Consider the following 11,964-nt stretch of genomic DNA (forward strand, 5'->3'; position numbering starts at 1 on the left):
CCGCGCCCGGAGGCCGCTCAGGCCGCGGCTGCCGCCCGCTCGCGCCGTTCCACCCCCTTGAAGAAGATCAGGTAGAACACCGGCGCGGCCACCAGGGTCAGCACGGTGGCAAAGGCCAGCCCGCCCATGATGGTCACCGCCATGGAGACGAAGAAGGCATCGCTCATCAGCGGCGCCATGCCCAGGATGGTCGTCACCGCCGCCAGCATCACCGGCCGCAGACGCGAGACCGAGGCCTTGACGATGCTCTCGCGCAGCGGCAGCCCCTCTTCGCGGCGCACGATGTCGATCTCCTCGACCAGCACGATGCCGTTCTTGATCAGCATGCCCGACAGGCTCAGCAGACCCAGCAGCGCGGTAAAGGTGAACGGCAGGCCGGTGCCCATCAGCCCGATCACCACGCCGTTGACGCTCATCGGAACCAGGAGCCAGATGATGATCGGCTGGCGGATCGCGTTGAACAGCAGCACCGAGATCAGCACCATGATCAAGAGCGACAGCGGCAACTGCTTGCCAAGGCTCTCGTTGGCCTCCGAGGAGTTCTCGTGCTCGCCGCCCCACTCCATCTTGAAGCCCCGGGGCACCTCGATCGCCTCGACCGCCGCCTGCACTTCGCCAAAGACCGTGGCCGCCGTCACCTCGCTGTCGATATCGGCCCCCACGGTGATGGTGTAGACCCGGTCGCGGCGATGGACCAGGGTGTTCTGCACCTCGTAAGTCACCCCGTCGAGCATCTGCTCCAGCGGGATCCAGGCGCCTGCGGCTTCGGAGAACACCACCTGGTTCATCAGGTTGTAAGGCTCCTCCATCGGTCGGCGCATCACGATCGGGATCAGGCGCTCGCGCTCCCGGAACACACCTGTGGTCAGGCCGTTGGTGGAGAACTCCAGCGCGTTGGAGATCGCATCCCGGGTCACCCCGGCGGTCTGCGCCCGATCCGTGGCATAGACCGGTTTCAGCACCAGCTCCTGCTCGCGCCAGTCGTGGCGAATGTCACGGGTCAGATCGCTTGCCTCTTCCAGCGCCAGCTTAGCCTCTTCCGCCAGCTGCCGCAGCACCGCCGGATCGGGCCCGGAGAACCGCACCTCCACCGGCGCGCCGCCGCCGGGACCAAAGACCAGCCGTTCGGTGCGGAACTCGCCTTCGGGGAAGCGCGCCTTGCCGTAGGATTCCAGCTCCGCCTGCAAGGCCGGGATCTGCTCCAGGCTCTCGGTGCGGATAATCAGATGCCCGTAGCTCGGGTTGGCCTTCTGCGCCGAATAGGTCAGCAGGAACCGGGTTGCCCCCTGGCCGACGAAAGTCGCCACCGACACCACGTCATCGCGCGCTGCCAGCCAGTCCTCGACCTCTGCCATATGCGCCGAGGTGGTCTCGATCGCGGTGCCCTGCGGCAGCTTGTAATGGACATAGAACAAGGGCGTGTTGGAGTTCGGAAAGAACTGCTGCTTCAACATGCCAAAGCCCATGAAACACAGCACCGTGATCGCCACCAGACCGGCGACCACCAGCCAGCGCAGCTTCAGCGCCGCGCGCAACAGCGCGCCATAGGCCCGGAACAGCAGACCGCCATAGCTGTCCTGCGCCTCGCCCGTGCCACGCTTGAAGAAATAATGCCCCAGCAAGGGTGTGACCGTCAGCGCCAGCAGCCAGCTCAGCAACAGCGAAATGCCGATCACCGCAAACAGCGAGAACAGGAATTCCCCGGTGGCATCCGGGCTGAGACCGATACCGGCAAAGGCCATGATGCCGATGACCGTGGCCCCCAGCAGCGGGATCTGCGTCTTGGAGGCCGCCTCATGCGCCGCCTCGCGCGAGGATTTGCCCCGCTGCATGGAGATCTGCATCCCCTCGGCGACAACGATCGCATTGTCCACCAGCATGCCCATGGCGATGATCAGCGCCCCAAGCGAGATCCGCTCCATCTCGATCGAGAAGATCGCCATGAAGAACAGCGTGCCCACCACCGTCAGCAGCAGGGTGGAGCCCACCACGATCGCCGCACGCCAGCCCATGAACAGGGCCAGCACCACGATCACGATCGCCACCGACATCGCCAGGTTCACCAGAAAGTCGTTGGAGGCCTTTTCCACCACGATATGCTGCTGATAGATCGGATGCAGCTCGACCCCGACCGGGATTTCGCCATCCAGCTCGGCAAGCTTGGCATCCACCCGGTGTCCGACATCGACGATGTTTTCATTGGCAATGCCCGACACCCCAAGGGTAAAGGCCTCGACCCCGTTGAAGCGGATGATCTCGCTCGGGTCGATCTCGCGCCCGCGCCAGACATTGGCAATATCGATGATATTGATGGTCTCGCCACCCACGCCCACCGTCAGCCCGGCGATCTCGGACACCGAGTCGGAGCCCTCCGGCGTCTGCATCAGCGTATTGACCGTCCCCGCCTTGATCTCGCCCGCAGGCGTCACCGAGTTCGAGGTGGCAATGGCATTGGCGATCGCCTGCACCGACACCCCGAGGTTGGTGGCGATCGGCATGTCCGGCTCGACATAGATGGTCTCGTTGCGCAGCCCGGCAATATCCACATCGGCCACACCGTCCACCGTCAACAGCTCGCGCCGCAGATAGGTGGACAGCTCGTATTTCTCCTTGTCGGTAAAGCCTTCCGCCGTCACCGCGTAGAAGATGCCAAACACGTCGCCGAAACTGTCGTTGACCAGCGGCTCGCTGACCCCCTCCGGCAGCCTCCGCGCCGCGTCACGCACCTTGGCGCGCAGCTTGGTCCAGATCGCCGGCAGTTCGTTGCCGTCATAGGTGTCCTGCATCTCCACCTCGATCACCGACACGCCGGGCCGGTTCATCGAGCTGATTTCCTTCACTTCCTCCATCTTCTGGATGGCGGATTCCAGCGGCTCCGACACCTCCAGCGCCACCTGCTCGGCGGTGGCACCGGGATAGGTGGTTTGGATCACCGCGTTCTTGATGGTAAAGGCCGGGTCTTCCAGCCGTCCCAGGTTGAGAAACCCCCAGATGCCCCCGAACAGGGCAAAGAGCATGATCAGCCACGTGTAAAGAGGCCGTTGAATCGATCCGCGTGCAATATCCATGTCGCGGGCCTCAGTTGCTGAAACCGGTAAAGCGGCGCACCGCCTGACCGTCTTCCAGCGCAGCACCGCCGGTCAGGACAACCTCGTCGCCATCGGCAATCCCCGACAGCACGTCAAACGTGCCAAACTGGTTCGGCTCGATCTCCACCTCGGTCCAGCGCACCGAGCCCTGATCGGCGCCGGTGGGGGTGAAGATCATCACCCCGGTTTCGCCCGCCGGCGTGGTCACGATCGCCGTCGCCGGCAGCGCGATCCGGTGGCGCCCGGTCATCACCCGTACCTTCACCGTGGTCGACGCCCCGGGCAGGATCTGGCGATCTTCCGGCGGGTCCATCCGCAGGGTCACCCGATAGGTCTGCCCCACCGCAGAGGCCTCGGCGGCATATTCCAGGATCTCGGCCGGGTATTCGGTGCTCGACCCCGGAAAGGTTGCCACGATGTCAAATGTGTCGCTCTCGCTGGCGCGCTGGAACAGCAGCTCCGGCACGTCGATTTCCACATGCAGCTCCGACATGTCATGCAGCCGGGCGATCGGCGTTCCGGCCGAAACCGTGGAAAACAGCGCCACCTCGCGGCGGGCCACCAGCGCATCAAAGGGCGCATAAAGCGTCGCATGATCCAGATTGGTCTGGGCGGTGCGCAGGGCCACCTCGGCCAGGCCCGCGGCTGTCTCCGCATCCTCGATCGCCACCTGGCTCACCGTTCCGGCCAGGCGTTCGTTGCGCTCCTTGGCGCGGTCCGCCTGCTGCTTGTTCAGGACCGCCTGCTCCAGCTGCAATTGAAACGTCTCAAGATCCAGCTGTGCGATCAGCTCCCCCTCGGGCACCACATCGCCCTCGGTCACCGGCAGCCGCAGCACCTGGCCGCCGACCTGAAACGCCAGGTCCACGGTCTCCTTCGCCGCCACCTGGCCGAAAAACTGCCGCTCCAGCGGCGATGCGCCCCCGTTTGCGGTCATCAGCTTCACCGGCTTCAGCACCGCCGCCGGTTCGGCCTCCTCCTGCGCGCCGACAGTCTGCGGCAATGCAAGAACCGCCCCCAGCAACACCGCCCGGATTGATCTCAATGTCATGTCTCGTCTCCTTCACAGGGTCCCACAGCGCCCGACTGAACGGCCTTGTTATGTATCTTTTGCGCCAACCCGGCGAGAAGCTTGGCTTCCTCCTCGCTCAGGCCCGATGTCTCGTAGAAGACCGCAGAGGCCCGGGCGACAAGCTGTTGTCGGCGGTTCTGACCGTCTTCCGTCAATTCCAGCAGCCAGGCCCGCCCGTCACGCGCATCCCGCACGCGCCGGATCAACCCCTGCGCCTCCAGCGTCGCCGCCGCAGCGGTCACCACCGAGGGCGCCTTCAACGCCAGCCGCGCCAGTTCCCCCATGCGGCGGGGCCGCGCGAGAATCAGCAGCAGCTGGCATTCGGACCGTCCCAGCTGTTCCCCCAGACTTGCATCAATCAGCCGTTGCTCCAATTGCCAATGCAGCGCAAAGACCCCCATCATGGCCTGCACTTCGGGCGTAAAGAGATCCCAGCTGTCGGAAAAATCTGCATGCATGTCCTGTCTCCTGACCGCGAGATAGTTCAGACCGTGAAGTATTTAAAGGGGAGCTTTCCCGCTTTTTGCTGCAACCTGACCCAAGGGCATGCGCTCCCCCGCCCGCTGCCGCCCTTGACCTTGCACCTTGAAACGGTCCCTATATGCGCCACCTCGAGACAGGAGCCGTCACGGATCCGCCACCTGGGACACAGACATGCATACACCCGCCATCACCGGCACCGGGGTCTTCACCCCCTCCGAGCGCATCACCAATGCGGAACTGGTCACCGCCTTCAACGCCTATGTGGACCTCTACAACGCCGAACACGCCGCAGAGATCGCCGCCGGGGATCGCGCCCCGTTGCAGTATTCCTCGGAGGAGTTCATCGAGAAGGCCTCCGGCATCCAGAGCCGCTACGTGATGGACAAGACCGGCGTGCTCGACCCGGCGGTGATGCATCCACGGCTGCGCCAGCGCAGCGATGACGAACCGGGCATCATGGCGGAAATGGCGCTGGACGCGGCCAGACAGGCGCTTGCCCAGGCCGGGCGCACTGCCGCGGATGTGGATCTGGTGATCTGCGCCGCCTCCAACCTGGAACGCGCCTACCCCGCCGTCGCCATCGAAGTGCAACAGCTGCTGGGCTGCGGCGGCTTTGCCTTCGACATGAATGTCGCCTGCTCCTCGGCCACCTTTGCCATCCAGGCCGCCGCCGACATGGTGCGCGCGGGCTCGATCCGCACCGCGCTGGTGGTCAACCCGGAGATCTGCTCCGGCCATCTGGAATGGCGCGACCGCGATTGCCACTTCATCTTTGGCGATGTGGCCACCGCCACCCTGATCGAGCGGCAGGCCGATGCCACCGGCGCCCATTTCGAGATCCTCTCGACCCGCTGCGCCACGGAGTTTTCCAACAATATCCGCAACAACAACGGTTTCCTGCGCCGCTCCCGCCCCGACGGGGTCACCGACCGCCGCGACATGCAGTTCATGCAGAACGGCCGCAAGGTGTTCAAGGAGGTGCTGCCGATGGTCAGCCAGCACATCGCCGACCACATGGCCGCCGAAGGGGTGGAGGCCGCCGCGCTCAAGCGCCTCTGGCTGCATCAGGCCAACAAGACGATGAATGATTTCATCGGCAAGAAAGTCCTCGGTCGCACCCCCGAGCCGGGCGAACAGCCCAATATTCTGCAGGACTACGCCAATACCTCCTCCGCCGGTTCGATCATCGCCTTTTCCAAATATTCCGACGATCTCGCCCCCGGCGACACCGGCCTGATCTGCTCCTTCGGGGCGGGCTATTCCGTCGGCTCGGTGATCCTGCGCCGCCACGCGGCCGCTGTCTGCGCCTGACGCCACCGCTGCTGCTTCGGAGCCATCCCCGCCTGCGCCCCGACAGCCGGACGTATCAGCGCCGAGGGCACGGCAAATCGCCGAGGCTCCGCGCCCGGCCCCGCCTGCGGGCGACGGGCGTGGATACGGCTATTTTCCTTGCGCCCAAGCGGCGTCCGGCAGACCGGGGGCATGGCCGGGATGGATCTGAAGCTGCTGCTTTGGTGGATCCTTGCCTGCCCATCGCCCCGATTAACACACAAAAAAGCGCGCGCCCGGTCAGGGCGCGCACCGTTTGAAACCCGAAATTTTCAGCCAAAAAAACCGATCCCGGCCCCATCCACCTGGTGCCATGAAACAGTCCCCAATTCCGCAGGATCGCGCCGGATCACGTCCCAAAAATCCACCTCCCGGCACGCCCGCGGGGCCCAACCCCTTGCGCACAACCACCAATGGATCAGCGGGGCTGGCGCGTCAGGTGCTTTCCTCTTCCAGGTGCAGCTTCATATCCAGCAGCACCTGTTGCAGCAGCACCGTTTCCTTCAGCAGGCGCTTGGCCTCGTTCACGGTGATGATGCCATCGGCGATCGCGTCCTGATACTCGCTCATCAACTGCGCAAAACGCCGGCTTAACGCGATCACATCGGTGTTGACCCCACCCGGGCGCGACACGGTACCGGGCTCGCCGGAATAGGACAGCGTGATGTTCTTAAGATCCGCCAGCGCCGAGGTCACATGCGGAAAGGACGACGCCCCTTCCAGCTTTGCAACCGCATCCACGGGAATGAAACGATCCGCATGTTCCACATTGTCGGAATAATAGCGTCCCAATGTGGCCTTCGACTTGCCGGTGATCTGGCAGGCGGCTTCGATCCCCACGTCCTTCACCAGTGCTTCTGTGTGTTTTTTCAGATACGTCCCGATATCCGCCATAATGCTCTTTCACCCAAATCGATGTCCCCGCCTCACTCTGGCGGGGGAACCTCGAGATTAATTTCCCATTAAGTTTGCTTAACTGAATTGGCATACCTTTGCCATACCTGCCGTGACAGCTCAACGTGACGAGTGGCGTGTGTGACCATTGGTGTCCCGGCAGGTGAGAGGGTCGTGCTTGTGAGTGAGGTTTCGATCCTTGTTGCGGTAATTGGTCTGCCCGTTTGGATGCCCCCTCGGTCCGGGTGCGGTTCAGAATAAGGCACTGGGTGCCCTGAGCCCACGCTCTTGCTCTGGGGGCATCGCCACATCCGTCGTGACAGGCCTTTCGCGACAGGCCTCCACCCTGCCCGCCAGTCTCCGCAAGACAAGCGGCGCGCCGGCGCCAGTGCAAGTCCCGGTTCCGCCCCTCTGGCCCGATACCTGCCCAACCTGCGACCACCCCGTTACCTGCGACTTACCTGCGACCAAGAGGTCCCGCCCCGCACAAGGTGGGGGCTGTTGCCACGGCCGGCGCCGGGGAGCATCGACGGCGCATTTTCAGCTTTTCCGAACCCGCGCGACGGGGTAAGCCCGCGCCATGGCCAAGCTCTACTTCAATTACTCCACGATGAATGCCGGCAAATCGACCGTGCTGCTGCAGGCATCCTACAACTATCGCGAGAACAACATGCAGACCTATCTGCTGACCGCGCGCATCGATGATCGCGCCGGCACCGGTCGCATTGCCTCGCGCATCGGCATCAGTGCCGAGGCGGATGTTTTCCTGCCCGAAGACGACCTCTTCGCCCGCGTCTCCCGGCGGCTGGAGGACGGACCGGTGGCCGCGATCTTTGTGGATGAGGCGCAGTTCCTGACCCCCGATCAGGTCTGGCAGCTGGCCCGGGTGGTCGATGACCTGCGGGTGCCGGTGCTGGCCTACGGCCTGCGGGTGGATTTCCAGGGCAAGCTGTTCCCCGGCTCGGCGACGCTGCTGGCGCTTGCGGATGAGATGCGCGAAGTGCGCACTATCTGCCACTGCGGTAAAAAAGCAACCATGGTGGTGCGCCAGGACGATCAGGGCAATGTCCTGACCCAAGGCGATCAGGTGCAGATCGGCGGCAATGAAAGCTATGTGTCGCTCTGCCGCCGCCACTGGCGCGAGGCGATGGGGGATGCGCCGGAGCGCTGACCTCCCGGACCCCGCCCCTGCAGCCCCCTCGAAACACATCGCGTGAGCCCGCTGCACTCCACATAGTCTGATCGCACCGCCGCCGCTCTGCGCACCCCGTGCCCCGGCAAAACGAGATGTCAGGACCAAACAGGGGCTGCTCCCGCCCAAACAGGGATGTGCCGATGGCACTCCCGGTTCGGTTGGGCCTGGCACGCAAGGTGCCAAGGGCACCTTGCGTGCCGCAGCCAGCCCGTTGGGCTGGCTGCCCGGCCCAAGGCCGCCAAGGGGGTGCGGCCCGACGGGCCAAACCACCTGCGGGCGCGGGAGCCTCCCCGTCTTCCCAGGCACAGCTGCCACGCCCCCTTGCCGCAGGGGGCGGCGCACCGCGCTGGATGAGGGGAGCTAGCGCCTAGACCGGATTGGGCAGCGACAGCCCGGCCAGATGTGCCGCCACATTGTCCAGTGCCATATGGCCCATGTCACTGCGCACCTCCTCGGTGGCGGTGCCCAGATGCGGCAGCAAGGTCACAGTGTCCAGCGCGCGCAACGCCTGCGGCACCTCGGGCTCGAACTCGTAAACATCCAGCCCTGCACCGGCGATCCGCTCCGCCTGCAAGGCCGCGATCAGCGCCGCCTCGTCGACGACCTCGCCGCGGGCGATATTGACCAGATGCGCATGGCGCGGCATCGCCGCCAGCACCTGCGCATCAATCAGGTGACGGCTCTCCGCGCCGCCCGGCACCGCAACCACCAGCATGTCAACGGCGGCTGCCAACTCCGGCAGGGACGCGGCACGTCGGGCCGGGTAGTCCGTCGCCTTGTCGCTGCGCGCCACATAGGAAATCTGCATGCCAAAGCCAAAATGCGCCCGCCGCGCGATCGCATCCCCGATCCGCCCGAGCCCGACAACCCCCAGCCGCTTGCCGGTCAGATGCAGCCCCAGCATCTGGGTCGGGTGCCAGCCCGCCCATTGGCCGGAGCGCACCAGCCGCTCGCCCTCCGCCGCGCGCCGCGCACTCATCAGCATCAGCGTCAGCGCAATCTCCGCCGTGGCATCGGTCACCGCCCCGGGCGTATTGGTCACCGCCACCCCCGCAGACCGAGCCGCTGCCACATCGATGTGATTGAACCCAACGCCGAAATTCGCCAGCAACCGGCAGCGCGGCGCGGCTGCGGCGGTAAAGATCTCCGCCCCATAGGCATCCCCCAGGGTCGGCACCACCACATCAAAATCGCGCAGGCTGGCGATCATCTCGTCGCGCCCCATCGGCGTGGTCTGCGTCCGGATCTCCACGTCGAATTCCGCCTGCGCCCGCGCCGTGACCTCCGCCGTCATCGGACGCGTCACCAGCACCCGCATCGCATCCCTGCCCGCCATCAGTGCATCCGTCCCCCGGTCGGCACCTCGGCGGACACGTCGCCATCGGGGCCGATCAACACGATCTCGCCCTTTGCGTCCGGCAGCCCCAGCACCAGCACCTCGGACATGAATGTGCCGATCTGGCGCGGCGGGAAATTCACCACCGCCATCACCTGCTTGCCGACCAACGCCTCGGGCGCGTAATGCGCCGTCACCTGGGCCGAGGTCTTGCGCTCACCGATCTCGTCGCCAAAGTCGATCCACATCTTGATCGCCGGCTTGCGCGCCTCCGGAAAGGCCTCTGCCCGGACCACCGTGCCGACGCGCACATCCACCTTCAGAAAATCGTCAAAGGAAATCTCAGCCACGGGACAGCTCCTCGGACCGCCTGGCCGCCGCCGCCACCGCGCGCTGCAACAGCGGCGGGAAGCCCGTCTCCGCATCCATCAGCACCTCAAGCGCCGCCTGGGTGGTGCCATTGGGGCTGGTTACATTGACCCGCAACTGGGCGGGATCTTCCTCGGCCGCCTCCGCCAGCGCCCCGGCCCCCGCCACGGTCGCCTTGGCCAGCTGCATCGCCAGATCCTCCGACAGGCCCTGCGCCACGCCTGCTGCCGCCAATGTCTCGATCAGGTGGAACACATAGGCCGGGCCGGAGCCGCTGACGCCGGTCACCGCATCCATCTGGTCTTCGCTCTCCAGCCGCACGGTCTGACCCACCGCCTGCAACAGCGCTTCGGCCTGCGCCAGCTGCGCCTCGCCCACATGGGCATTGCCGATGATCGCGGTGATGCCGCGCCCGACCGCAGCCGGCGTGTTGGGCATGGCCCGCACGATCGGCGTGCCGGCGCCCAGCATGTCCTCGAAGGTCTGGATCGACGTGCCGGCGGCCACCGAAATGAACAGCGTCCCACCGCCCCCATAGGATTTCGCCGAGGGCAGCGCCGCGCCCATCATCTGGGGTTTCACCGCCACCAGCACGATGGCAGGCGCTTCCGGTGCGGCGGCATTGATATGCACCCCGGTGCCCTTCAGCCAGTCCGAAGGTTTGGGGTCCATCACATAGACGGCCTCACGCGGCAACCCGCGCTCCAGCCAGCCCGCCAGCATGGCCGATCCCATCTTGCCGCAGCCCAAAAGCACCAGCCCCCGCGCCGCGATCTGTTCCATATCCATGATAACCCCCATCTGTCGTTCAGCTCGTCACCGATCCAAAACCGGTTGATGGGGGCAAGACTTACGCGCGCCCGTAGGCCTCTGCAATGGCGACCTGCATCGCCTCCTTGGCCGGGCGCTCGCCCCAGACCATCAGCTGGATCGCCGGGTAATAGCGTTCGCAGTTGCCCACCGCCGCCTGCACGATCGCATCGACCTGCTCCGGCGTGGCCATCTGCCCGCCCGACAGCACCAGGCCATAGCGATACAGCATCAGCTTGTGCTCCGGCCAGTAGCTGAACGCCCCGGCCCAGCACTGGTCATTCATGTGGTTGATCAGCTCATAGAGCTGCGGCACCTTGGCCGCCGGCGGCTCCATCTCGAAGCTGCACACCAGCCGCAATGTCTCGTCATAATCGGACCAGGCCAGCGTCAGGGAATAGGTGCGCCACTGTCCCTCGACCGCCATGGCGATCTGATCGTCGGCAATCCGGTCGAAATCCCAGTCGTGATGGGAGGCCAGGTTCTCAACGATGTCGATGGGGTGAAGGTCGTCCTGCAACTCGTGCTCGGAAAGTGCCATGATGCCACCTCTCTGGTCTCTAGCTTATGGGAACCCGATGTGCCCCTATTGCTAGCTGTCTGATCTAAGGACCGGGGAGGGTTTCCCCGCTCCCTACTAAATATGGTGATCCTGCGGCCAGCGTCTGGCAACCCTTTATTTGGGGACAACTGCAATAAGTTGTGGATGACTGGAAAAAACGTGCAAAATATCGATGTTGTGCTAGGCTGACACAGGAGCGTTACCCGAGCTGCCTAGACTGGTGGTCCGGAACCGGAGAGGCCGCGCCCGCGCTGCGGATCACGGCCCGGAGGCGCTGCCATATTCCCCCCGCGACAGCCATGTAACCGCGCTGATTCCCCGCCGCGCCCGACCTGCCACCCGGTCAGAAGATCCGCGCGGCGCTCCCGGCACGCGCCACGGCCCGGGGCGGAGCATCCGCTCCGACCCGGGCTGAAACTGAAAAAGGGATGCGTCAACGCATCCCTTTTGCCGCTTGGTACCAGCGCGCGGCGGATCGGCCCGTGCCGGGCGGATGGGCCGACACATGGGCCGTTCGCGCCCGGATGGGTCAGTCGGACTTGGCTTCCAGCGCGTCCAGCCGGGCCTTCAGCGCCGCGTTTTCCTCGCGCGCCTTCTGCGCCATGGCGCGCACCGCGTCGAACTCTTCCCGGGTCACGAAATCGCGATCGGCCAGCCAGCGGTCGATCATGCCCTTCATCGCGGTCTCGGCTTCGTCCTTCGCCCCCTGCGCCACGCCCATGGCGTTGGTCATCAGCTGCGAAATATCGTCCATAATCTTGTTGCGGGTCTGCATGGCCATCTCCCGGTTCATGTCTTACCTCTGTGAGGCTTGCCCCCTATATG

At 65.0% G+C, this 11,964-nt stretch carries 11 protein-coding genes; 2 read left to right on the top strand and 9 right to left on the bottom strand.

Features of this window, described 5'->3' with window-relative positions; translation table 11 throughout:
• Positions 1–17 precede the first annotated feature (17 nt).
• From MHM88_RS07355 to MHM88_RS07365, 3 genes are read right to left on the bottom strand one after another with little or no spacing between them, the layout of a single operon-like run.
• The gene (locus MHM88_RS07355; RefSeq protein WP_239362007.1) at positions 18–3,068 is read right to left on the bottom strand and encodes an efflux RND transporter permease subunit; all 3,051 of its coding nucleotides are present in this window, start codon (positions 3,066–3,068) and stop codon (positions 18–20) included.
• Between the two features lie 10 nt (positions 3,069–3,078).
• A complete protein-coding gene (locus MHM88_RS07360; protein ID WP_239362018.1) occupies positions 3,079–4,140 on the bottom strand; it encodes an efflux RND transporter periplasmic adaptor subunit in 1,062 nt (353 codons plus the stop codon).
• Complete coding sequence (locus MHM88_RS07365; protein WP_239320570.1) at positions 4,137–4,619, bottom strand: MarR family winged helix-turn-helix transcriptional regulator; 483 nt, start codon at positions 4,617–4,619, stop codon at positions 4,137–4,139. The genes MHM88_RS07360 and MHM88_RS07365 overlap by 4 nt, the downstream gene beginning before the upstream one ends.
• A 196-nt stretch (positions 4,620–4,815) precedes the next feature.
• On the opposite strand from MHM88_RS07365, the gene MHM88_RS07370 reads away from it, so the two are divergent.
• Positions 4,816–5,955, top strand: coding sequence for a beta-ketoacyl-ACP synthase III (locus tag MHM88_RS07370; protein ID WP_239362020.1), 1,140 nt, complete (start codon positions 4,816–4,818; stop codon positions 5,953–5,955).
• Between the two features lie 453 nt (positions 5,956–6,408).
• On the opposite strand, the gene MHM88_RS07375 is transcribed toward MHM88_RS07370, so the two are convergent.
• Positions 6,409–6,867, bottom strand: a complete 459-nt coding sequence (locus MHM88_RS07375) for a hypothetical protein (protein WP_239320565.1) — start codon at positions 6,865–6,867, stop codon at positions 6,409–6,411.
• A gap of 580 nt (positions 6,868–7,447) precedes the next feature.
• On the opposite strand from MHM88_RS07375, the gene MHM88_RS07380 reads away from it, so the two are divergent.
• Entirely contained in the window at positions 7,448–8,038 is a 591-nt protein-coding gene (locus MHM88_RS07380) for a thymidine kinase (protein ID WP_239362022.1), read from the top strand.
• A 391-nt stretch (positions 8,039–8,429) separates the two neighbouring features.
• On the opposite strand, the gene MHM88_RS07385 is transcribed toward MHM88_RS07380, so the two are convergent.
• The 5 genes from MHM88_RS07385 to MHM88_RS07405 form a co-directional block, all read right to left on the bottom strand.
• Positions 8,430–9,380 carry a 2-hydroxyacid dehydrogenase gene (locus tag MHM88_RS07385; protein WP_370687468.1) on the bottom strand — a complete coding sequence of 317 codons (951 nt, stop codon included), beginning with the start codon at positions 9,378–9,380 and terminating at the stop codon, positions 8,430–8,432.
• A 17-nt stretch (positions 9,381–9,397) separates the two neighbouring features.
• Positions 9,398–9,748, bottom strand: coding sequence for a tRNA-binding protein (locus MHM88_RS07390; RefSeq protein ID WP_239362027.1), 351 nt, complete (start codon positions 9,746–9,748; stop codon positions 9,398–9,400).
• On the bottom strand, positions 9,741–10,556 hold the full coding sequence (gene proC, locus MHM88_RS07395) for a pyrroline-5-carboxylate reductase (protein ID WP_239362030.1): 816 nt from the start codon (positions 10,554–10,556) through the stop codon (positions 9,741–9,743). Before proC ends, MHM88_RS07390 begins: the two co-directional genes overlap by 8 nt.
• Before the next feature lie 61 nt (positions 10,557–10,617).
• Entirely contained in the window at positions 10,618–11,118 is a 501-nt protein-coding gene (locus MHM88_RS07400) for a YbjN domain-containing protein (RefSeq protein WP_239320555.1), read from the bottom strand.
• 550 nt (positions 11,119–11,668) lie between these two features.
• On the bottom strand, positions 11,669–11,914 hold the full coding sequence (locus MHM88_RS07405) for an accessory factor UbiK family protein (protein ID WP_239320553.1): 246 nt from the start codon (positions 11,912–11,914) through the stop codon (positions 11,669–11,671).
• Positions 11,915–11,964: the final 50 nt, after the last annotated feature.

The sequence above is a fragment of the Epibacterium sp. MM17-32 genome (assembly GCF_022348205.1).
In the GTDB taxonomy this organism is placed as follows: Bacteria; Pseudomonadota; Alphaproteobacteria; order Rhodobacterales; family Rhodobacteraceae; genus Epibacterium.